Below are 21,486 nucleotides of genomic sequence, written 5' to 3' on the forward strand. Positions count from 1 at the left end.
AAAAGGGGCGAAAAGTGGCGCAGAAAACGCCATGAGTGCTTGATAAATAGCACATCCGGCCTGATGGCCGGATGTGGCAGAAAGGTCAGAGCGAGGTGGAGCCGCGCACGATCAGCTCGCCGGGGAAGGCCTGCTCAAACGGTGGCTCCTGGCTGCCCTGGATCCGCTTGACCACCTGCTCCAGCGCGGCGTAGCCCATCTCATAGGTCGGCTGCTTGAAGGTGGTGATGCCGACACCCGCCAGCTCTGCCCACTCCAGCTCATCAAAGCCCAGCAGGCCGATGTCACTGCCCCAGCGGATGCCGAGCCGACGCATGGCGCGGGCGATCTGCAACGTCAGCGCGCCATTGGCGGAGAGCACCGCCTTGCGGCGGCCACGGTTGCTGCGGCTGAAATCATTCAGCACTTGCTCCAGATGCGGCGCGTCATTCAACAGCACCTCGGCGCTGTGTGCCTGCAAATCCGGGTGCGCCGCCATGGTCTTGCGCCAGGCGTGCAGCCGCTCCAGACGGGTATTGACGGTGCCGACCGGCTCACTGAGAAACAGCACCGCCTCAAAGCCTTGGTCAATCAGGTGCTGGGTCGCCTGCGTCGCGGCCTCCTGGTTATTCAGGCCCACCACGTCACAGGAGAAGTCCGGGATCTTGCGGTCAATCAACACCATTGGCAGCAGCGACTGTTGCAGCATCGAGAGCGCCTCTTCGCGCATCCCCACCGCGTTCACCACAATCCCCTCCACCTGATAGCTGCTCAGCAGTTGCAGGTAGTGCTGCTCTTGGTTGATCTCATTATTGGTGTTACACACCAGCAGGGTGAAGCCCTGTTGGCGGCAGGCCACTTCCACGCCGCGCATCACATCGACGGAGTAGGGGTTGGTGATGTCGGCGATGATCAGGCCGATCAGCCGGGTCTGTCCGCCCTTCAGGCTGCGCGCCATCTGGCTGGGACGGTAGTTGAGCATCTGGATGGCATTTTCGATGCGCTGTTTCAAATCGTCGGAGAGCAGGTGCTGTTCGCCGTTCAGATAGCGCGACACGCTGGTTTTACCGGTCTTGGCCGCTTTGGCCACATCATTGATGGTGGCGCGCCCCGCCCCCTTACTTCTCATCACTGCATATCCTCCTGGCTAACTGACACAGGAGACTACCACACCGCAGCGGCCGCCGAATATAAGGCGGCCGCTTTTGGCTGTCAGGAGGGGGCCTGACCGGGCAGGGCGTCCGGTTCCGGCACCGGGTGTTTGCGGCTGCTCAGGGTGAAGGCCGACACCAGCGTCACGCTCAGGGCGATGCCGCCGAGGATCAGGTAGGTGTGGTTAAAGCCGATGCGGTCATACATCGCGCCAGCGAAGGCCGAGAGGAAAATCGCCGCCAGTTGCTTGGAGAAACAGAAGCCAATCAAGTAGATGGAGGCGGAGAAGCGGGTGTCGAAGATGGAGGTGATGTACTTGAACGCGCCGACCAGCAGGAACGGCACCTCCAGCGCATGCAGCATCTTCAGCACAATCACCTCGGCGGCGCTGGTGGCGAAGGCGGAGCCGATGATGCGCACCGACATGATCACCCCGGCCACCAGCAGCGTGTTCTTGGCCCCGATGCGGTTGATGATCCAGGGTGAGCAGAACATGATCAGCGCGTTCGCCAGTTCGCCGGCGGTGGTGACAAAGCCGAACACCTGGGTGCCGTGCTGCGGCGAGGAGAAGAAGGATTTGAAGAAGTTGGCGAACTGCTGGTCGAACACGTCATAGACGCAGGCGACGCCGACGATGTAGAGGATAAACAGCCACAGCGCTGGCAGCCGGAACAGCTCGCCCATCTGGCGCAGGCTGAACGGGCTGGGCCGGGCGGCCAGCGGGCTGTCGGCCTGTGCCGTCAGGTCTGGCCCGGTGCGCGCCATCAGCAACAGCAGCATCAGCAGCACCGCAGCGCCCGAGCCCATCCAGAACACGATGTCCGGGTTGATGTTGAACAGCACCCCGGCGGTCGAGGCGCACAGCCCCCAGCCGAAGCAGCCGAACATCCGCGCCTTGCCATACTCGAAGTGGCTGTTGCGGCTGACGCGCTCGATGTAAGCCTCGGTCGCGCCCGAGCCGCCAGCGAACACAAAGCCGATGTAGGCCCCGCCGCACAGCGCGCCCAGCAGCACGTTAACTTTCAGCAGTGGCGCAAAGACGTAGAGGAAGAAGGGCGCGAAGAAGAACAGCAGCACCGCGATCACCCACAGCAGGTGCTTCTTCAGGCCGAGCTTGTCCGAGACAATGCCAAACACCGGCTGGAAGACGATGGCGAACAGCGACATGCTGGCGAATACCACCCCGGTCTCGGTCTTGTTCAGCCCGATCACATCCGCCAGCCAGATTGGTAGGAAGGGGTAGCAGGTCGCCATGATGAAGAAGTAGAGAAAGAAAAACGCGCCGAATATCCAGAAATTCTTGTTGTTTTTGTAGGTACAGACGGGTGTGTTCATCAGTATTTTCCTTGCACTTGCCTGCCGTTAATGGCCGGGACAGCCCGGCCGCCTGATTCACTCAGTTACAGCCGCTCAATGCCTAGCAGCAGCGCGCTCTCCGGGTCCAGCACCGGCAGCGCCAGCCCGGCCTGTGCCAGCCAACTGCCGCTGGCCTCCGTCGGCTGCGCCAGCCAGCCGGGCAGCGCGCGCATCGCGTGGCCGCCTTGCTGCTCGGTGATCAGCGTTGGGGCGTCCAGCAGCGTGATGCGGTAGCGCGCCTCCGGCAGCAGGCCGGGGATGCGCAGCCGCCCCGGCATCGACCACTCTGGCATCGCCAATTGGGCGACGGAGAAGATCGCCCGGTCGCGTTGCGGGCTGATGACCCCGTGCGCCAGCGTCGCCGGATCGGGGTGGTCAAGGCGCACCACGTCGCCGCTGTGCAGCAGGTCGCGCCACTGGCGGTGCAGGGCGATGTAGTGGGCAAAGCCGCGCTGCTCCTCGTCGCTGGCGCGCGCCGGATCCAGCTCAATCCCCATGTGGCCGAACAGCGCCGTCAGGCCGCGGAACTGGATGTCATGGCGGCGGAACGTGGCGTGGCACTGATCGGCACCGATGTGCGATCCCATCACCTCCGGCGGGAAGAAGTAGCTCATGCCGCGCTGGATGGTCTGGCGCTCCAGCGCGTCATTGTTGTCCGAAGTCCAGAAGCGGTGGCTGCGTTTCAGCACCTCATAGTCGATGCGCCCGCCGCCCGAGGCGCAGGCTTCAAACTCCACCTGCGGGAAGCGCGCCACCAGCGCGTCCAGCAGCCGGTAGTAGTGCTCGGTCTGGGCGGTGGCGGCGGCGCGCCCTTGGTGGCCCGGCTGCACCACCTCGCGGTTCATGTCCCACTTCACATACTGGATGTCATGGTTGCCGAGCAGCCAGCTCATCCGCTCCAGCAAGTAGCTGAACACCACCGGGTTGCTGAGGTCGAGCACATACTGGAAGCGGCCCGCCGGTTGGGTGTAGCCGGGCAGCGCCAGCAGCCACTCGGGGTGGGCGCGGTAGAGATCGGAGTCCGGGTTGATCATCTCCGGCTCCACCCAGATGCCGAACTCCATGCCGAGCCGACGCACCTGCGCAATTACTGGCGTCAGGCCGTCCGGGTACTTTTTCTCATCGACATACCAGTCGCCCAGCGCCGCGCGGTCGTGGTCGCGGCCACGGAACCAGCCGTCATCGATGATGAAACGCTCGACGCCCAATTCCGCCGCCCGGCTGGCCATCGCCATGATGTACTCTGGATCGTGGTCGAAGTAGATTCCCTCCCAGGTATTGAGGTGCACCGGGCGCGGGCGATCAGGCAGGGTGAGGATGTGGCGGCGCACGTGGCGGTGGAACTGTTGGCTCATCGGCGTCAGGCCAGCCGCGCTGTAGCTGGCGTAGAGCCACGGCGTGCTGAGGCTCTCCCCCTCGGCCAGCGCGTGCTCGCCAGCGAAGTAGAGCGCCTCGGCCTGCAACTGGCGGCGGCCATCGGTTTTGGCGTCAATGCGCATCCGGTGGTTGCCGCTCCAGGCGAGGTGTGCGCCCCACACCTCGCCCTGCTGCTCGGAAAAGCCGGGAACGCCGGCGATCATGCCGGGAAAGTACTCATGGGAGGTGCGCCCGCGCCGGTTCTCCTGCACCACGCCGCCGTGCGCCAGCAGGGTACGGTGCGGCTGGAACTCCTTCACCCAGCGACCGTGAAACGCCATCACCTCTGCCGCCTGTTGCGGCAGCGGTAGCGTTACCGCCAGCCGGTTGACCTGCCACGGCCCGCCACGCAGGTTGGTGAGGGTGTTGCGCACGCGCAGCACGCCGCTCTCCGGGTCAAGCAGCAGCTCGCTGGTGAGGCGCAGCCCGGCCTGTTCATCCTCGGCCACCAGCGTCACGCCCTGTTCCTGCGGCTCCACCCGGCGGGTGGTGAACACCGGCGACCAGTCCAGCCCGTCACGGTGCCCCTCGACGCCCGGCGACCCAAACAGCCCGCGGCCATTCTCCGCCGCCAGCGTCAGCGGTACATCCACATCCAGCCGACCATTGGGCACCGGGCGGCTGAGGGTGGCGAGATCCGCCTCGCAGAAGGCGGGCAGGCGCGGCCCCCAGTAGAGGATCTCCGCAAAAGGGGTGCAGCGAAGGATAAGATCGGTGCTGTCGCTCGACAGCCGCTGGATCGACGTTTCCATGGCAAAACCTCATAACGTGACGGGAAGATGAGGCTAAGCATGGATCCGAAACGTTTCGGATGGATACCGCGCAACGCTGGAAATGTGAACGGTGTTAAAAAATCGGCAAAATGCGCAACAAAAATGCTGCGCCAGTTAACAGGGCGGCCAACTGGTCACGCCGCGGCAGAGGGTAGGTTGCCACAGCACCTGTAGCTGGCTGAGTGGCTCGCCGCGGATCAGCGCCAGCATCATCGCGGCAATCTGGCGGCCCACCTCTTCACGCGTGGACTGCACCACGGCGGTGATCGGCAGGTCAATCAGGCTATCCGGCGGCAGGCCGTCATAGATCACCAGCGAAACCCGGCCGCTCTCCAGCAGCCCGGCCTCGTGCAGCGCCATCACCGCCCCTTCGCCATGCATATTGTTGTCGGTGATGATGGCGGTCGGCGGCTCTGGCAGTGCCAGCAGGGCCTGCGTGGCTTGGTAGCCAGCGCGGCGGGTCGGCTGGATGCGGCCAAGGCAGGCGGGCGGCAGCGGCAGGGCGCGCGCCTGCATGGCGTCGAGAAAGCCCTGCCGACGCTGGGCGACAAAGGATTGCGGGCTGGTTTCACCGAGGTAGGCAATGCGCCGGTGACCAAGGTCAGCCAGATGCTCCACCGCCAGCCGCGTACCGGCGTGGTTATCGAAATCAAACCATGCGTAGGGGTGCGCCAGCTCGCTGCGGCCAAGCGCCAAAAAGGGAAACGCCAACTGTTGCAGCGCCGCCAGCCGTGGGTCGTGCGCCAGCGTATGCGCCACCAACAGCGCGTCAACCCGCTTGCTGCCAATCAGCCGCGCCATGCCTTCGGCGTCGCCCTCGTCGGCCAGCAGCAGCAGGTCAATCTCATGCTGCGCCAGCGCCTGGCTGATGCAGCCCACCATCTCAATAAAGGCGGAGTTGTTCAGCGGGCGCGGCCCGAACGGGAACAGCAGGCCCACGGCGTCAATCTTGCCCATCTTCAGGCGGCGCGCCAGCGTGTTGGGGCGATAACCCATGCGCTGCGCGGCGTCATGCACACGCTGTTTGGTGTCGGCGGCCACATCGTCGTAGCCGTTCAGCGCCCGGCTGACGGTGGTCACGGAGAGACCCAGCTCACGGGCCAACAGTTTCAGGGACATCGCGCACCTTGCTGGTAGGGAATCGCAGCGAGAGTAGCACAGAGCGGCGGTGGGAAGGGAGATCCAGGGCAAGCCCGGCCGGGTGGCCGGGCAGGGGGAGTTACTGCAACGGGCTGAGGGTGATCTCGACGCGACGGTTCTGCGCCTTGCCTTCGGCCGTGCTGTTGGAGGCGACCGGGTTGTCCGGGCCAGCGCCCATAGTGCGGATGCGGGAAGCGGACACGCCTTGGGTGATCAGGGAGCTGGCGACGCTGTCGGCACGCTGCTGCGACAGGGTCATGTTGTGCGCCCGCGCGCCGCTGCTGTCGGTGTAGCCCACCACGTTGACCGCAGTCTTCTCATACTCTTTCAGCACCATCGCCACGCCGGTCAGGGTGTTGGCACCCGCCGGTTTCAGGTTGCTGGCGTCGGTGTCGAAGGTGACGTTATTCGGCATGTTCAGCACGATGTTGTCGCCCTGACGGGTCACGCTCACGCCGGTGCCCTGCATCTTCTGGCGCAGCTTGGTCTCCTGCACGTCCATGTAGTAGCCCGCGCCGCCGCCCAGTGCCGCACCGGCCGCCGCGCCAATCAGCGCGCCCTTGCCGCGATCTTTCTTGGAGGAGGAGAGCACGCCGACGCCGGCGCCGACCAGCGCGCCAACGCCCGCGCCAATGCCAGATTTGCCGGCTTCACGTTCGCCGGTATAGGGGTTGGTGGTACAGCCCGCCAGGGCCAGCGACAGTGAGAGGGCGCTGGCCACAATCAGAGTGCGTTTTTTCATTGTTGATCCTTTGTAACAGGTAGTGCGGTGGGGAGCGCCCCCACCCAAGGGACATGCATCATTGTTATAGTTTCCGCGCGCGCAACAGGGCGTGCCGGGCGGGCATTATGGCCTGAAATAATAGGAAAATGCTCAACAGATAAATCTCAATTTGTAAGGCGCAGCATTAACCCGTCAGCGCGTCCACGCCATGATCAGCGTCATGGCGTGGGTATCGGGGTTGCGCACCCGGCGTTGGGGAATGAAGCCGTGCTTGCGGTAGAAGGCCACGGCGCGGTGGTTGCGCACGTAGACTTCAAGGCTGAGCGCCGGGAAGCGCTGCTGCACATGCGCCATCAGCGCGGCAGCGACGCCCCGGCCAAACAGCGGTGGGGCGACAAACAGCGCGCCGAGGAAGCGCTGCTCCATCACGCTGGCAAAGCCGCCCAGCCGCCCGTCACACTCGCTCACCCAAGTCTGCGCCTGCGGCAAATAGTGGCTGCGCACCAGCGGCGCGCTCTCCCGCCAGTAGCGCGGATCGATGAAGGGGTGGCCAGCGGTGGTGCTCTCCAGCCACAGCGCCATCAGCGGCTCCAGATCCGGCGGGCGGAAGGGGCGAATCATCCCGCCTCCGCCGGGCAGAGATCGCAACCGACGTGGTGATCGTTCACCAGCCCGCACGCCTGCATAAAGGCGTAGCAGATGGTCGCGCCGACAAAGGTGAAGCCGCGCTGCTTCAGCGCGCGGGAGAGCGCCTCGGAGGCGGCGGTTTTGGCCGGGATGTCGGGGTAGTGCGGGCGGTTCACCTGCGGCTGGTGGCCGACAAACTGCCAGATAAAGGCGGCGAAATCCTCGCCGGCCTGTGCCATCGCCACCCAGGCGCGGGCATTGGTGACAATCGCCTCCAGCTTACGGCGGTGGCGGATCAGCCCCGGCTCCTGCATCAGCGCGTCCAGCTCCTGCCCGCCCATCGCGGCGATCTTATGGGGGTCGAAACCGTGGAAACTGGCGCGGTAGCAGGCACGCTTTTTCAGCACGGTGATCCACGAGAGGCCAGCCTGCTGCCCCTCCAGACAGAGCATCTCAAACAGCATACGGCTGTCATGCTGCGGCACGCCCCACTCCCGGTCGTGGTAGTCGAGATAGAGCGGGTCAGCGGTGACCCATTTGCAGCGCGTTATCATTGGTCATTCCTTTTCCAGCGGGCGCGGCCCCGGCGACAGCGCGCCGGGTGTCGCAACCCGCGACTTTTTCTGTGCGCTGCCTTGACGGCAGCGAGAAGCGAATAATAGTTATAGGGGGTATTGCACAAAAATAGAACAATACATTCCTTGGATTAGCCTGTTGGCTTTCAGGAGTCTCCATGCCGGACCTAAAAAAATTTCGCTGCCGTCGCAAGGCGGGGGCACTGGCAGTGGCAATGCTATTTGGGGGAGGACACCCGGCGCTGGCCTATGACAATCTCTATGTCTTTGGCGACAGCCTGAGTGACTCCGGTAACATCGGCCGTTTTACCTATAACAGCGCCAACGTCGCGCTGTATGACGAAATTCTGGCGGCGCGCGCCGGGCTGACCCTTAGCCCATCCTTCTCAGGCGGCACCAATTATGCCACCGGCGGCGCGACCGCCATCCCGGAACTCAATCCCGACTATAACGCCACCTCCGATCAGGTCAGCCAATATCTGGCGCAGACCGGCGGGCGGGCGGAGGGCGACGGGCTGTATATCCATTGGGTCGGCGGCAACGATCTGGCTGCGGCGGCCACGCTGGCGGCCTCGGCGCTCAACGCCGACACCGCCTTTGCGGTGGCGAACCTCAGCGCGAACGCCGCCGCCGGGCAGGTGCAGTCGCTGATCAATGCCGGCGCGGGCACGGTGATTGTGCCGACGGTGCCGAACATCGGTTTGACGCCCGCCATTCTTGAGCTGGTGGTCACGGCGGCGCTGCCCGCCAGCGCCCTTCAGGCCGCCTTCTCGGTGCTCAATAGCCAAAGCACGGTGAATGCCGAGGGCCGGGTGGCGCTGGTACATCAGGCGCTGACCGCCGCCGCTGAGTCCACGGGCGCGCCGGATGCCCTTGCCCAGACCTTGTCGCAGGCGCTGATCGGCGCCTATGACCAGCTCTCCGCCGAGGCCTCGGCGCTCACCGATGCCTACAACCAGACCGAGGACGCGGCGCTGGCCGCCAGCGGCGGCAACATCGTGCGGGTGGACGTAGATGGCCTGCTCAATGAGGTGGTGGCTGACCCGGCGCTCTACGGTTTGACCAACACCGCCGGTATGGCCTGCCCGCCCGGCCTGACGTCGGCCCTGTGCACCGCCGACACCGCCGGTTTCAGTGATGCGCAGGCCTTCCTGTTCGCTGACCACCTGCACCCCAGCCCGCAGACCCACGCGCTGATCGCCGACTACATGCAGGCGGTGCTGGATGGCCCGGCGCAGGCGGTGGCGCTCAACCAAGCGACGCTGTCGATGGGGCGCAACGCGCGCGGCATCCTTGATAGCCGCTTCCAGCAGTTGCGCGCCAACCCCGGCGCGCAGGGCAGCCTTGGGCTGTTTGGCGGCTACATGGGGCAGCATATGGAGTACACCGCCAACACCACCGCCGGTGACGGCAACGCCACCTCGCACAATGCGGCGCTCGGCATGGATTACCAACTGACGGACAACTGGACGGTGGGCGCGCTGCTCTCTGGCGCGAACGATCGCCAGCACCCCTCCAGCCGTTACGACTACAAGGCGCGCGGCTGGCTGATCTCCGCCTATACGGCGGTGAACGTGCTGGAAAATGGCTGGATCAACGCCGATGTGCACTGGGCGAAGGTCAATTTCGATGACATCAACCGCAGTATGCGGCTCGGCCCGGCCACCCGTACCGAGCACGGCGAGACCGAGGGGGAGGAGGTGGGCGGCCGCCTGACCGCTGGCTGGGACATCCCGGTCGCGGAGTGGCTCTCCACCGGCCCGCTGGCGCAGTTCGCGTGGGACTACAGCAGCGTCGATGGCTACAGCGAGCGCAGCAGCCGCAGCACGGCGATGCGTTTCGACGACCAGACCTACCACTCGCAGATTGGCGCGCTGGGGTGGCGGCTGGACGCGCGCTTCGATCGGCTGAACCCCTATGCCGAGCTGAGCTACCAGCACCAGTTCGGCGATGATGTCTACCGCGCTGGCGGCGGCATCAAGTCCACCCAGACCCACTTCACCCGCACCAGCGCCACCCAGGACACCAATTGGGTGGATGTCACGGTCGGCGCCAACCTGCCGCTGACGGACAACATCGACGCCTTCGCCGCCGTCTCCCAGACCGGTGGCCTGAGCAGCGGCGAGCAGTTCATGTATAACCTCGGCGTCAGCGCCCGCTTCTGACGCCTCTGGCAAAAAAACAGGCCGCCCAGTGGGCGGCCTGTGTCACGGCGGCTATTTACCGTTTTTCTTGCCGAAGACCTTCATCAGGAACCCGATGAGCAGGCCAATGGCAACGCCAATCAGTATCCAGGCAGTGAATCCCATATCGTCTCTCCTGCGTTAACCTTGCGGCGAGTATACGGCATCCCTCAGGAGGCGGTCTCCTTTTCCCATGCCACGTTGGCGGCCTGCGCGCGCAGCGGCTTCTCCGGCTGGAGCAGCGTCATGCAGATCATGCTGCAAAAAGAGACCGCCGCCGTGGCAAGGAACATCGCGCCGTAGCCGTGGTGCTGCGCCAGCCAGCCGCTCAGGGTCGGTGCCATGATCGAAGCGAGGTTGGCGATCGCCAGCGTCATGCCGCTGTAGGCCCCCACCGACGCCTTGGGCGTCACGTCAATCACCACCGACCAGTAGACGTTGTTCACCAGCGCATTCAATGCGTTGCCGAGCGTCATCAGCGCGATGATCGCCGCCGGTGAGTGCATGAAGGGGATCAGCACAAAGCAGGTGGCGGTCAGCAGCAGAGTGACGGCGGCGAACAGGTTGCGCGCCAGCCGCAGGTTGCCGGTGCGGCGCAGCAGGCCATCGGCGATGCGGCCGCCGAGCAGCACGGTCAGGCAGGCGCCGCTCCACGGGATCATCGCCACATACCAGAGCGAGTGCAGGTCATAGTGGAAGGTGTCCTGAAGGTATTTCGGGCTCCAGGTCACCAGCACAAAGGTGACGTAGAGGAACGAGAAGTAGCCGAGCGCGTTGCACACCAGCGTGCGGTTGCTGAAGAAGCGCCACCACGGCAGGCGCGGCGTGGCGGGTGCGGCGGGCTGGTGGCCGCTGATGGCGGCCAGTTCGGCCGCGTTCACGTTCGGGTGCTGTTGCGGCGTGTCGGTGAAGACCCGGCCAAACAGCGCGATCGCCAGCAGCGAGAAGATCCCCAGCACGATGAACATGCTGCGCCAGTCATCGGTCAGCAGCAGCAGCCCCACCGCCAGCGGCGCGGTCAACAGCGAGCCGACCTGGGTGCTGAGCAGCCCGATGCCAAGCGAGAAACCGCGCTCGCGCGGCGGCGCCCAGTGGGCGATGGTCTTGTTCATCAGCGCGTAGGCTGGCCCCTCGGCAAAGCCGAACAGGATGCGCAGCGCCGCGAAGCCCATGATCGCCGAGCCGCCAAACAGCGCCATGCCGACCTCGCCAGCCCAGGCGGTGGCGATCTCCAGCAGTGACCAGAGCACGCCAGCCAGCAGCCACACCTTTTTGGTGCCAATGCGGTCAGCCAAAAAGCCGCCGCACAGCGAGCCAAACAGGTAGCCAAAGCCAAAGTAGCCGAGCACGGCTCCCAGTTGCGCCTTGTTGAAGTGGAACTCGTTGGCGATGTCGTTGGCGGCAAAGGAGAGCGCGCCACGGTCAACGTAGTTAATCAGGGCGATGAAAAACACCATCGCGAAGATGCGGTAGCGATAACGGCTGTCTTGGGTGGCCATAACCTTTCTCCTTCTGCGCAGGATTGCTAACAGGGAGCTAGCAAGGTTGGTGCCAGCTTTTTCAGGTGAAACTGGGGCAGGTTGCGCCGCACTGGTGCGAAAGGGCGCGGCCGCGGCCGTGGCGCGGGCAAAAACAGGGCAGGATGTTTAACAGACGCTCACAGGATGTCACAAAGCCGGCGAGCAAAGCGCCAGCGGCACGCTGGCGGCGGGATTGAGGCTGTATATCTTGCGGTCAACGGGTATACTGGCCCATTCCATCTAAATCCACTTGTATCGCGTGCGAATCCAACATGCAAAAGTTTGATACCAAGACCTTTCAGGGCCTGATCCTGACCCTTCAGGATTACTGGGCGCGCCAGGGCTGCACCATTGTCCAACCTCTGGACATGGAAGTCGGCGCCGGCACTTCCCATCCGATGACCAGTATGCGCGCCCTCGGCCCGGAGCCGATTGCCGCTGCCTATGTCCAGCCTTCGCGCCGCCCGACCGACGGCCGCTACGGCGAGAACCCGAACCGCCTCCAGCACTACTACCAGTTCCAGGTGATCATCAAGCCTTCGCCGGACAACATCCAGGAGCTGTACCTCGGTTCGCTGAAAGAGCTGGGCCTCGACCCGCTGGTGCATGACATCCGCTTCGTGGAAGACAACTGGGAGAACCCGACGCTCGGCGCCTGGGGCCTCGGCTGGGAAGTGTGGCTCAACGGCATGGAAGTGACGCAGTTCACCTACTTCCAGCAGGTGGGCGGCCTGGAGTGCAAACCGGTCACCGGTGAGATCACCTACGGCCTGGAGCGTCTGGCGATGTACATCCAGGGCGTGGACAGCGTCTACGATCTGGTCTGGTGCGACGGCCCGCTGGGCAAAACCACCTATGGCGACATCTTCCACCAGAATGAGGTGGAGCAGTCGACCTACAACTTCGAATACGCGGACGTGGATTTCCTCTTCACCTGCTTCGAGCAGTATGAGAAAGAGGCGCAGATGCTGCTGGCGCTGGAGAAGCCGCTGCCGCTGCCAGCCTATGAGCGCATCCTGAAAGCGGCCCACTGCTTCAACCTGCTGGATGCCCGCAAGGCGATCTCGGTAACGGAGCGCCAGCGCTACATCCTGCGCATCCGCACCCTGACCAAGTCGGTCGCCGAAGCCTATTACGCATCGCGTGAAGCGCTGGGCTTCCCGCTGTGCAAAAAGAACGAGAAGTGAGAGACGCCATGACTGACAAGACTTTCCTGGTGGAGATCGGCACGGAAGAGCTGCCGCCGAAGGCCCTGCGCTCGCTGGCCGAATCGTTCGCCGCCAACCTCACCGCCGAGCTGGACGCGGCTGGCCTGCAACATGGTGACGTGCAGTGGTTTGCCGCGCCGCGCCGTCTGGCGCTGAAAGTGCTGGCGCTGAGCGCCGCGCAGGCTGACCGTGAAATCGAGAAGCGCGGCCCCGCCATCTCGCAGGCGTTTGATGCCGAAGGCAAGCCGACCAAGGCCGCCGAAGGGTGGGCGCGCGGTTGTGGCATCACCGTGGAGCAGGCCGATCGCCTGACCACCGACAAGGGCGAGTGGCTGGTACACCGCGCGCAGCTGAAGGGCGAAAGCGCCGCCAGCCTGCTGCCGACCATGATCGCCAACGCCCTCGGCAAGCTGCCGATCCCGAAACTGATGCGCTGGGGCGACTCCGACGTGCAGTTCGTGCGCCCGGTGCACACCGTGACGCTGCTGCTGGGTGACGAGCTGGTGCCAGCCACCATTCTGGGCATCGACTCTGCCCGCACCCTGCGCGGCCACCGCTTCATGGGCGAGGCGGAGTTCACCATTGAGCACGCTGACCAGTATCCGGCCATCTTGCTGGAGCGCGGCAAAGTGATCGCCGACTATGAGTTGCGCAAAGCCACCATCAAGCGGGACGCCGAAGAGGCCGCGCGCCAGATTGGCGGCAAGGCTGATCTGAGCGACAGCCTGCTGGAAGAGGTCACCTCGCTGGTGGAGTGGCCGGTGGTGCTGACCGCCAAGTTCGAAGAGAAATTCCTGGCGGTGCCGGCAGAGGCGCTGGTCTACACCATGAAGGGCGACCAGAAGTACTTCCCGGTCTATGGCACCGACGGCAAGCTGCTGCCGAACTTCATCTTCGTCGCCAACATTGCGTCGAAAGATCCGCAGCAGATCATCTCCGGTAACGAGAAGGTGGTGCGCCCGCGTCTGGCGGATGCCGAATTCTTCTTCAACACCGACCGCAAGAAGCGTCTGGAAGATAACCTGCCGCGTCTGGAGACCGTGCTGTTCCAGAAGCAGCTCGGCACCCTGCGCGACAAAACCGATCGCATTCAGGCGCTGGCTGGCTGGGTAGCGGCACAGATTGGCGCGGACGTCGAACTGGCGAAACGCGCGGGCCTGCTCTCCAAGTGTGACCTGATGACCAACATGGTGTTCGAGTTTACTGACACCCAGGGTGTGATGGGGATGCACTACGCGCGCCACGACGGCGAGGCGGAAGAGGTGGCGGTGGCGCTGAACGAACAGTACCAGCCGCGCTTTGCCGGTGACGACCTGCCGGCCTCGCCGGTAGCCTGCGCACTGGCGATCGCTGACAAGATGGACACGCTGGCGGGCATCTTCGGCATCGGCCAGCACCCGAAAGGGGCCTCTGACCCGTTCGCCCTGCGCCGTGCCGCGCTCGGCGTGCTGCGCATCATTGTTGAGAAGAACCTCAACCTCGACCTGCAAACCCTGACGGAAGAGGCCGCGCGCCTCTACGGCGACAAGCTGACCAACCCGCAGGTAGTGGACGACGTGGTGGAGTTCATGCTGGGCCGCTTCCGCGCCTGGTATCAGGAAGAGGGCCACGCGGTGGACACCATTCAGGCGGTGCTGGCGCGCCGTCCGACCCGCCCGGCCGATTTCGACGCCCGTATGAAAGCAGTGTCGCACTTCCGCACGCTGGATGATGCCGCCTCGCTGGCCGCCGCCAACAAGCGCGTCTCCAACATTCTGGCGAAATCGACCGAGAGCCTGAATGAGCGCGTGCAGGCCGCGCTGCTGAAAGAGAACGAAGAGATCCAGCTGGCGACCTTCGTGACCGCGCTGAGCAGCAAGCTGCAACCCTACTTTGCCGAAGGCCGCTATCAGGAGGCGCTGAGCGAACTGGCGCAACTGCGCGAAGCGGTGGACAACTTCTTCGAAAAAGTGATGGTGAACGCCGACGATCAGGAAGTGCGCATCAACCGCCTGACGCTGCTGAGCAAGCTGCGCGAGCTGTTCCTGCAAGTTGCGGACATCTCCCTGCTGCAATAACCGCGTCCGTTCTCGCGTTAGCCCAAGAAAAAACCCGCCTCGGCGGGTTTTTTTATCAGGGGTGCCCCGAAGGGCAGGGCCATGCCGGCCGCGGGATCAACTATCCAGCAACTGGCGGCCAAGAAAGGGGTTAGCGTGCAGCAAACGCATCAATTTCTGGGCAGTATTGGAGGGACGGCAGCTGTTGGCCTCCCACTTTTTCACCTGGGCAACGCTGACGCCCATGCACTTCGCAAACTCTTCCACTTGCAGGCCAGCGCGCTCGCGCAGCTGTTTCGGTTCCGGCATCAGGCTCTCCTGATGGGCGACACATTTCCCGGCAGGCAGTGCTCCATACTCAAAACTATCAAGTAACTCATTGAACAATTCACGATCCATAGTGGCTCCCGAAATAGCTGTTACGACAAGATTCAACAACCGCATCCTTTGTGCTTAGCGAGTAAGCGCTATGACTATATGTCAGAATTTGGCTTAAGTGTGGATAAATTGCGCGCCTTTCGATGGGTTTTTGTCCTGAATCAGTAAAATCTCAAATTTATTGAGAAGTTATTATTCGTTTTTATGATGTTTGCGCCGTGCGCCCGCCCGCATGGCGTGAGTACCTTATCGTCGGCAGTTGATCTATCCTTAGGGCGAAAAACGTATCCGCGCAGTGGGCGGCATCAAGGCAAGTTAAGGGGAGCCAGGATAAATGGCGAAAGGGATCGGCAACGGAAAATGGGCACGCTGGCTGGCGCCAGTGTGGGTGGTGATGGTGGTGATGCAGCTCGCCGCTTGTGGCGATAGCGAGGGCGACCAGCGCAAGGCCTTTATTGAGTATTTGCAAAACACCGTGATGCGTAGCGGGCAGAATTTGCCGACGCTGAGCGAAGACCAGAAACAGAAGTTTGGCAACTACGCCAATGACTACCAAGTGCTGCTCACCTTCTCGCGCCAAATGAAGCAGGACGTCAGCAACAGCCTGGCCCCGGTGATCAACACGCTGGGCGACATCCGGGTGCCGCAGGACTACGTCCAGCAGCATGACGCGCTGGCGCAGGAGCTGGGGGCGCTGAACATGCTGGGCCAGCGGGTGCAGAGCGCACAGGCGCAGGCGGACACCGCCCACGCGGCGATGAAGCACCCGGAAGATCTGAAGGCGGTCTACAATCAGGCCTATGACAGCATCGTCACCCGTCCGGCCAATGGCCTGACGCCGGTTATCCCGGCGCTTGCAGGGTTCGCGCAGGAGGTGGTGCAGGTGGGGGATTACCTGATCCAACAGGGCAATCAGGCCACCTTCAACGGCAGCCAGGTGCAGTTCCCGACCCAGCAGCAGGTGACGCAGTACAACACCATGATGTCTGGTCTGGCGACCAAGCAACAGGTGCTGCAACGGGCGCAGAACGCGCTCAACGGCCAATATTAAGCCGACTGAGCTGCTTGGATTTGGCCCCCACGCATCGGCGTGGGGGTTTTTTATTCAGGCCGCGAGCCTGATGGCCCCGGCACCCACGTTTGCCGGGGCCACCCAATCATGATGAAGGACAACAAGATGAAAACCACCCTGATGGCGCTGGTCAGCGCCCTGATGATGACCCCGGCACTGGCCAGCGCGGCGGATGCGCCCGCCACCTTCACCCCGGCCCAGCAGGAGGCGATTGGCAAAATCGCCGCTGATTATCTGGTGCAGCACCCGGAAGTGCTGGTGCAGGCCAGCCAGAAGCTGGAGGCGCAACAGGCGGCGCAACAGCAGCAGGCTTCCCTCAACGCCGTGCTGCAAAACAGCGACGCGCTGCTGAATGACCCGGCCACCCCGAGCATTGGCCCGAAAACCGCCAAGGTGGCGCTGGTGGAGTTCTTCGATTACCAGTGCATCTACTGTAGCCACATGGCCCCGCTGGTTGAGCAGACGGTGAAAGCCAACCCGCAGGTGCGCTTCATCTTCAAAGAGTGGCCGATCTTCGGCCAGCGCTGGCAGCCCTCCATCACCGCGGCGGAAACCGGCATGGCGGTGTTCAAGGAGAAGGGCGCGCAAGCCTACTTCACCTACCATAACGCCATCTTCCACACCGGCCACAACGAGGGCAAACTGACGGAAGGGGACATTCAGGCCGCGGTGAAAGCCGCCGGGGCCAGCCAGCCGGATGAAGCGACCCGCAACCAGACCCACGAGGCGCTGTCGAAAGTGGACGATCTGGCACGCGAACTGGGCTTCAGCGGCACCCCGGCCTTTATCGTAATGCCGACCCAAGGGGCCACCGCGCAGAACACCACCTTCCTGCCGGGAGCGGTCTCCGCCGAATCGTTGCAGGCCGCCATCACCAAGGCGCAGGGCAAATAATCCCCCGCCGGCCCCATACGGGGCCGGCAAGCTTCCCCCTCCATTCATTCAGTAAGCTACTACTCACTTTCTGCTGGAATTCATCCCATTAACCTCTGGATTGGCTACAGTTTGAAGGGGCACGCCAAAGGGTCGCCCCAATGCAGAGTTAATGGAAAATAAATTGTGATTGTGATCTCATTTGCAGCAAAAAATGGCTGTTAACAAATGTGATACAACTCACGTTTTCCTGTTCAGGATGCCGTTTTTATCGGCAAAGTGGCCGTTTGGGCTGACCTTTTTGTGATCTGTGTCACGCTAAATTGCGGTTAATGCCGGGCTTTGGTGTGATCTGGATCACAGAAAGCGGGGGCGCTACGCGCGCAAAAAAGAGCGTGGTAGAGTCCGCCCTGCATACAGTAATAGTGACGGGTTGTGCTGCACCGTCTCAATGAATTCACGCGCTCTTATTGCCGGCGCGTATCAATAGGGGTGTGTTTTATGTTTTCACCAGATGTTAAGGTCAAGGTCCAAAATTTTGGCCGCTTTCTGAGCAACATGGTGATGCCCAATATCGGCGCATTTATCGCCTGGGGGATTATCACCGCACTGTTTATCCCAACCGGCTGGCTGCCGAACGAGACACTGGGCAAGCTGGTCGGCCCGATGATCACCTACCTGCTGCCGCTGCTGATTGGCTACACCGGCGGTAAGCTGGTGGGCGGCGAGCGTGGCGGCGTGGTGGGTGCCATCACCACTATGGGCGTGATTGTCGGCGCGGACATGCCGATGTTCCTCGGCTCGATGATTGCCGGCCCGCTGGGCGGCTGGGCGATCAAGCGCTTTGACCGTTGGGCAGACGGCAAGATCAAGAGCGGCTTCGAGATGTTGGTCAACAACTTCTCCGCTGGCATCATCGGTATGCTGCTGGCGATCCTCGCCTTCCTGGCCATCGGCCCGTTGGTTGAGGCGCTCTCCAAGCTGCTGGCCGCTGGCGTGCACATCATGGTGACCCATAGCCTGCTGCCGCTCACCTCCATCTTCGTGGAACCGGCGAAAATCCTGTTCCTGAACAACGCCATCAACCACGGCATCTTCTCGCCGCTGGGCATCCAGCAGGCGACCGAGGCGGGCAAGTCGATCTTCTTCCTGATCGAGGCCAACCCCGGCCCCGGCATGGGCGTGCTGATGGCCTACGTCTTCTTTGGCCGTGGCAATGCCAAGCAGTCTGCGGGCGGCGCGGCAATCATCCACTTCCTGGGCGGTATCCATGAGATCTACTTCCCGTATGTGCTGATGAACCCACGCCTGATTCTGGCGGTTATCCTCGGCGGCATGACCGGCGTCTTCACCCTGACCCTGCTGAACGGCGGTCTGGTCTCCCCGGCATCCCCTGGCTCCATCCTGGCGGTGCTGGCGATGACCCCGCGCGGCGCCTACTTCGCCAACATCTGTGCAGTGCTGGCAGCCTTCGCCGTCTCCTTCGTGGTTTCCGCGATTCTGCTGAAGAGCACCAAGGCCAAAGAGGGCGACGAGCTGGAAGATGCGACCCGCCGTATGCAGGAGATGAAATCCCAGTCCAAGGGTGGCCAGGTGGCGGCAGCGGCTGCGCCGGATGGCGACCTGAGCGCGGTGCGCAAAATCATCGTGGCCTGCGACGCGGGCATGGGTTCCAGCGCGATGGGTGCTGGCGTGCTGCGCAAAAAGGTGCAGGAAGCGGGGCTGACGCACGTGTCCGTCACCAACAGCGCGATCAACAGTTTGCCGGATGACGTCGATCTGGTGATCACCCACCGTGACCTGACCGAGCGCGCGATGCGCCATGCGCCACACGCGCAGCACATCTCGCTGACCAACTTCCTCGACAGCAAGCTGTATACCGACCTGACCGGCCGCCTCGCGGCAGTGGGCGTGGCCGGTACGCAGGCGGCTCCCCAGACGCAGGCCGCCGAGCTGATCGCGGCTGACGAACCGGCAGCGGCGGGCGCACCGCAACTGTTCCGCCTGACCGCCGCCAACGTCTTCCTCGGCCAGCAGGCGAGCCACAAAGAGCAGGCGATCCGCTTTGCCGGTGAGCAGCTGGTGAAGGGCGGTTACGTTGAGCCAGAGTACGTTGAGGCGATGCTGGCGCGTGAAAAGCTGACCCCGACCTACCTGGGCGAGTCCATCGCCGTGCCGCACGGCACCATTGAGGCGAAGGACAAAGTGCTGAAAACTGGCGTGGTATTCTGCCAGTATCCGCAGGGCGTGCGCTTCGGTGAGGATGAGGATGAAGTGGCGAAGCTGGTGATCGGCATTGCGGCCCGCAACAATGAGCATATCCAGGTCATCACCAGCCTGACCAACGCGCTGGATGATGAGTCGGTGATAGCGCGGCTCTCCACGACCCAGAACGTTCAGGAAGTGGTCGACCTGTTGACAGGAAAACAGGGCGTCTGACAGTCAACACAACCGGGCCAGATGGCCCGGTTCTCTATTTGGCCGCCGGCTCAGGCGTGGCGGCCCGGCGATTTCCGGGGGAGCTGACGCTCCCTGATTTTTGGCTCTGTGGCGGCCCCGCCGCCACGCAGGTTGGAAGGATGACTCTTATGAAAGCACTACATTTTGGCGCCGGGAATATCGGACGTGGCTTTATCGGCAAACTGCTGGCAGATGCCGGGATGGAGCTGGTGTTCGCTGACGTGAACCAAACCGTGCTCGACGCGCTCAACCAGCGCGGCGGCTATGACGTGCATGTGGTGGGCGAGCAGGAGCGTGTCGAGCCAGTGAGCGGCGTCTCCGCCGTCAACAGCGCGGGTCAGGAGGCGATTGACCTGATCGCCGAGGTGGATCTGATCACCACCGCCGTCGGCCCGACCATTCTGGCGCGCATCGCCCCGAGCGTGGCGAAAGGGCTGGTACTGCGCCACCAGCGCGGCAACCAGCAGCCGCTGAACATCATCGCCTGTGAGAACATGGTGCGCGGCACCAGCCAGTTCAAGCAGCACATCTATGATGCCCTGCCGGAAGAGGAGAAGGCGTGGGTGGATGAGCATGTCGGCTTCGCGGACTCCGCCGTGGATCGCATCGTGCCGCCCGCAGCCGAGGGCAGCACCGATCCGCTGGAAGTGACGGTAGAAACGTTCAGCGAGTGGATCGTCGACAAAACCCAGTTCGTGGGCGAGCCGCCGCAAATCGCTGGCATGGAGCTGACCGACAACCTGATGGCGTTCGTGGAGCGCAAGCTGTTCACCCTCAACACCGGCCACGCCATCACCGCCTACCTCGGCAAGCTGGCCGGTCACGCCACCATCCGTGACGCCATCCTCGACCCGGCCATCCGCCAGGTGGTGAAGGGCGCGATGGAGGAGAGCGGCGCGGTGCTGGTCAAACGCTACGGCTTCGATCCGCAGAAGCACGCCGCCTACATTGACAAGATCCTGACCCGCTTCGAAAACCCCTACCTGAAGGATGACGTCGAGCGCGTTGGCCGCCAGCCGCTGCGCAAACTGAGCGCCGGTGACCGTCTGGTCAAGCCGCTGCTCGGCGCGCTGGACTTCCAACTGCCGCATGAGAACCTGATCAAGGGCATCGCCGCGGCGCTGCACTACCGCAGCGAGAGCGACCCGCAGGCCGCCGAGCTGGTGGACTTGCTGGCGAACATGGGGCCGCAGGGCGCGCTCTCCCATATCTCCGGCCTGCCGGCTGACAGCGAGGCCGTCACCGAGGCGGTCAACGCCTATCACGCCATCTGACGGCGAAATGTGGTAAAAAAGGGGGCGGGCCAGAGTGGCCCGCACTCCAGCCTGGGGGCCACGCCCCGCTGACTGGAGGCCAGGTATGGCCGGGTATCCGGATGTTGTGATCTCCTTAACGCAAAATATCACCATGATTGAAGCTGCACAGGCCTTCGAAAACCGGGTGCTGGAAAAACTGAACGCTGGCAAGAGCGTGCGCGGGTTTATCTTCGCCGCCGTTGAACTGCTGACGGAGGCGGTCAATATTCTGGTGCTCCATGTATTCCGCAAAGATGACTACGCGGTGAAGTATGCGGTAGAGCCGCTGCTGAGCGGCAGTGGCCCGCTGGGCGAGCTGTCGGTACGGCTGAAGCTGATGTATGGCCTCGGCGTCATCAGCCGCCACGAGTATGAGGACGCCGAGTTGCTGATGGCGATGCGCGAGGAGCTGAACCACGACGCCCACGAGTACCGCTTCAGTGACGATGAGATCCTCGGCCCCTTCGGCGAGCTGCACTGTGTGCCTGCCCTGCCGGCCGCGCCGACCCTCACCGCTGGTGCGGAGCCGCTGGAGGCCTCGCTTCAGGCGATGCAGCGCCAGCGCTACCAGCAGATTCTCCACTCCACCATGGTGCTCTCCGTGACCGGCCTGATTGCCGGTATCAGCCTGAAAAAGGCCTTCTGACCCCCGCCCGACCGCGACCGCCAAAAGCCGGGCTGATGAATGGCGCGCTTCCTGCTACACTGTGCGCCGATCC

17 protein-coding genes are annotated in these 21,486 nt (G+C 63.4%); 8 read left to right on the top strand and 9 right to left on the bottom strand.

What is annotated here, in order from left to right:
- Window positions 1-85 precede the first annotated feature (85 nt).
- The 7 genes from C1N62_RS00090 to C1N62_RS00120 form a co-directional block, all read right to left on the bottom strand.
- Window positions 86-1,108, bottom strand: a complete 1,023-nt coding sequence (locus C1N62_RS00090; RefSeq protein ID WP_137764852.1) for a LacI family DNA-binding transcriptional regulator — start codon at window positions 1,106-1,108, stop codon at window positions 86-88.
- A gap of 83 nt (window positions 1,109-1,191) precedes the next feature.
- A complete protein-coding gene (locus tag C1N62_RS00095) occupies window positions 1,192-2,466 on the bottom strand; it encodes an MFS transporter (protein ID WP_137761726.1) in 1,275 nt (424 codons plus the stop codon).
- A gap of 65 nt (window positions 2,467-2,531) precedes the next feature.
- Complete coding sequence (locus C1N62_RS00100; RefSeq protein ID WP_137761727.1) at window positions 2,532-4,655, bottom strand: alpha-galactosidase; 2,124 nt, start codon at window positions 4,653-4,655, stop codon at window positions 2,532-2,534.
- Between the two features lie 135 nt (window positions 4,656-4,790).
- Entirely contained in the window at window positions 4,791-5,795 is a 1,005-nt protein-coding gene (locus tag C1N62_RS00105) for a LacI family DNA-binding transcriptional regulator (RefSeq protein WP_137761728.1), read from the bottom strand.
- Between the two features lie 100 nt (window positions 5,796-5,895).
- A complete protein-coding gene (locus tag C1N62_RS00110) occupies window positions 5,896-6,558 on the bottom strand; it encodes an OmpA family lipoprotein (RefSeq protein ID WP_137761729.1) in 663 nt (220 codons plus the stop codon).
- 174 nt (window positions 6,559-6,732) lie between these two features.
- Window positions 6,733-7,161, bottom strand: coding sequence for an N-acetyltransferase (locus C1N62_RS00115; RefSeq protein ID WP_137761730.1), 429 nt, complete (start codon window positions 7,159-7,161; stop codon window positions 6,733-6,735).
- Window positions 7,158-7,718, bottom strand: a complete 561-nt coding sequence (locus C1N62_RS00120; protein ID WP_206057770.1) for a DNA-3-methyladenine glycosylase I — start codon at window positions 7,716-7,718, stop codon at window positions 7,158-7,160. The genes C1N62_RS00115 and C1N62_RS00120 overlap by 4 nt, the downstream gene beginning before the upstream one ends.
- A 182-nt stretch (window positions 7,719-7,900) precedes the next feature.
- Here C1N62_RS00120 and C1N62_RS00125 point away from each other — a divergent pair, with 182 nt between their 5' ends.
- The gene (locus C1N62_RS00125) at window positions 7,901-9,907 is read left to right on the top strand and encodes an autotransporter outer membrane beta-barrel domain-containing protein (RefSeq protein ID WP_137761732.1); all 2,007 of its coding nucleotides are present in this window, start codon (window positions 7,901-7,903) and stop codon (window positions 9,905-9,907) included.
- Window positions 9,908-10,095: 188 nt separating this feature from the next.
- On the opposite strand, the gene C1N62_RS00130 is transcribed toward C1N62_RS00125, so the two are convergent.
- On the bottom strand, window positions 10,096-11,424 hold the full coding sequence (locus C1N62_RS00130; RefSeq protein ID WP_137761733.1) for an MFS transporter: 1,329 nt from the start codon (window positions 11,422-11,424) through the stop codon (window positions 10,096-10,098).
- A gap of 293 nt (window positions 11,425-11,717) precedes the next feature.
- Between C1N62_RS00130 and glyQ the strand changes: the two genes are divergently transcribed.
- Window positions 11,718-12,632, top strand: coding sequence for a glycine--tRNA ligase subunit alpha (gene glyQ / locus C1N62_RS00135; protein WP_137761734.1), 915 nt, complete (start codon window positions 11,718-11,720; stop codon window positions 12,630-12,632).
- Between the two features lie 8 nt (window positions 12,633-12,640).
- Entirely contained in the window at window positions 12,641-14,710 is a 2,070-nt protein-coding gene (gene glyS / locus C1N62_RS00140) for a glycine--tRNA ligase subunit beta (protein ID WP_137761735.1), read from the top strand.
- A gap of 96 nt (window positions 14,711-14,806) precedes the next feature.
- Here glyS and C1N62_RS00145 read toward each other — a convergent pair whose 3' ends face one another.
- Window positions 14,807-15,088 carry a helix-turn-helix domain-containing protein gene (locus C1N62_RS00145; protein WP_137761736.1) on the bottom strand — a complete coding sequence of 94 codons (282 nt, stop codon included), beginning with the start codon at window positions 15,086-15,088 and terminating at the stop codon, window positions 14,807-14,809.
- Between the two features lie 313 nt (window positions 15,089-15,401).
- Here C1N62_RS00145 and C1N62_RS00150 point away from each other — a divergent pair, with 313 nt between their 5' ends.
- The 5 genes from C1N62_RS00150 to C1N62_RS00170 all read left to right on the top strand — a co-directional run bounded on the left by C1N62_RS00150 (window position 15,402) and on the right by C1N62_RS00170 (window position 21,413).
- Complete coding sequence (locus C1N62_RS00150; RefSeq protein WP_137761737.1) at window positions 15,402-16,118, top strand: DUF3053 domain-containing protein; 717 nt, start codon at window positions 15,402-15,404, stop codon at window positions 16,116-16,118.
- Between the two features lie 111 nt (window positions 16,119-16,229).
- Window positions 16,230-17,033, top strand: coding sequence for a DsbA family protein (locus tag C1N62_RS00155; RefSeq protein WP_370465603.1), 804 nt, complete (start codon window positions 16,230-16,232; stop codon window positions 17,031-17,033).
- Window positions 17,034-17,513: 480 nt separating this feature from the next.
- Window positions 17,514-19,451 carry a PTS mannitol transporter subunit IICBA gene (locus C1N62_RS00160; RefSeq protein WP_137761739.1) on the top strand — a complete coding sequence of 646 codons (1,938 nt, stop codon included), beginning with the start codon at window positions 17,514-17,516 and terminating at the stop codon, window positions 19,449-19,451.
- A gap of 149 nt (window positions 19,452-19,600) precedes the next feature.
- Complete coding sequence (locus C1N62_RS00165; protein WP_137761740.1) at window positions 19,601-20,746, top strand: mannitol-1-phosphate 5-dehydrogenase; 1,146 nt, start codon at window positions 19,601-19,603, stop codon at window positions 20,744-20,746.
- An 85-nt stretch (window positions 20,747-20,831) separates the two neighbouring features.
- Window positions 20,832-21,413 (top strand): MltR family transcriptional regulator, encoded by a 582-nt coding sequence (locus C1N62_RS00170; protein ID WP_137761741.1) that lies wholly within the window; start codon window positions 20,832-20,834, stop codon window positions 21,411-21,413.
- The last annotated feature ends 73 nt before the right edge of the window (window positions 21,414-21,486 follow it).

The sequence above is a fragment of the Nissabacter sp. SGAir0207 genome (assembly GCF_005491205.1).
In the GTDB taxonomy this organism is placed as follows: Bacteria; Pseudomonadota; Gammaproteobacteria; order Enterobacterales; family Enterobacteriaceae; genus Chimaeribacter.

Bases quoted from the DNA above. Each gene is read 5' to 3' on its own strand.
- C1N62_RS00155 (WP_370465603.1), top strand. From the start codon at position 16,230: ATGAAGGACAACAAGATGAAAACCACCCTGATGGCGCTGGTCAGCGCC.
- C1N62_RS00125 (WP_137761732.1), top strand. From the start codon at position 7,901: ATGCCGGACCTAAAAAAATTTCGCTGCCGTCGCAAGGCGGGGGCACTG.
- C1N62_RS00110 (WP_137761729.1), bottom strand. From the start codon at position 6,558: ATGAAAAAACGCACTCTGATTGTGGCCAGCGCCCTCTCACTGTCGCTG.
- C1N62_RS00170 (WP_137761741.1), top strand. From the start codon at position 20,832: ATGGCCGGGTATCCGGATGTTGTGATCTCCTTAACGCAAAATATCACC.
- C1N62_RS00115 (WP_137761730.1), bottom strand. From the start codon at position 7,161: ATGATTCGCCCCTTCCGCCCGCCGGATCTGGAGCCGCTGATGGCGCTG.
- C1N62_RS00105 (WP_137761728.1), bottom strand. From the start codon at position 5,795: ATGTCCCTGAAACTGTTGGCCCGTGAGCTGGGTCTCTCCGTGACCACC.
- C1N62_RS00100 (WP_137761727.1), bottom strand. From the start codon at position 4,655: ATGGAAACGTCGATCCAGCGGCTGTCGAGCGACAGCACCGATCTTATC.
- C1N62_RS00095 (WP_137761726.1), bottom strand. From the start codon at position 2,466: ATGAACACACCCGTCTGTACCTACAAAAACAACAAGAATTTCTGGATA.
- glyQ (WP_137761734.1), top strand. From the start codon at position 11,718: ATGCAAAAGTTTGATACCAAGACCTTTCAGGGCCTGATCCTGACCCTT.
- glyS (WP_137761735.1), top strand. From the start codon at position 12,641: ATGACTGACAAGACTTTCCTGGTGGAGATCGGCACGGAAGAGCTGCCG.
- C1N62_RS00150 (WP_137761737.1), top strand. From the start codon at position 15,402: ATGGCGAAAGGGATCGGCAACGGAAAATGGGCACGCTGGCTGGCGCCA.
- C1N62_RS00090 (WP_137764852.1), bottom strand. From the start codon at position 1,108: ATGAGAAGTAAGGGGGCGGGGCGCGCCACCATCAATGATGTGGCCAAA.
- C1N62_RS00160 (WP_137761739.1), top strand. From the start codon at position 17,514: ATGTTTTCACCAGATGTTAAGGTCAAGGTCCAAAATTTTGGCCGCTTT.
- C1N62_RS00130 (WP_137761733.1), bottom strand. From the start codon at position 11,424: ATGGCCACCCAAGACAGCCGTTATCGCTACCGCATCTTCGCGATGGTG.
- C1N62_RS00145 (WP_137761736.1), bottom strand. From the start codon at position 15,088: ATGGATCGTGAATTGTTCAATGAGTTACTTGATAGTTTTGAGTATGGA.
- C1N62_RS00165 (WP_137761740.1), top strand. From the start codon at position 19,601: ATGAAAGCACTACATTTTGGCGCCGGGAATATCGGACGTGGCTTTATC.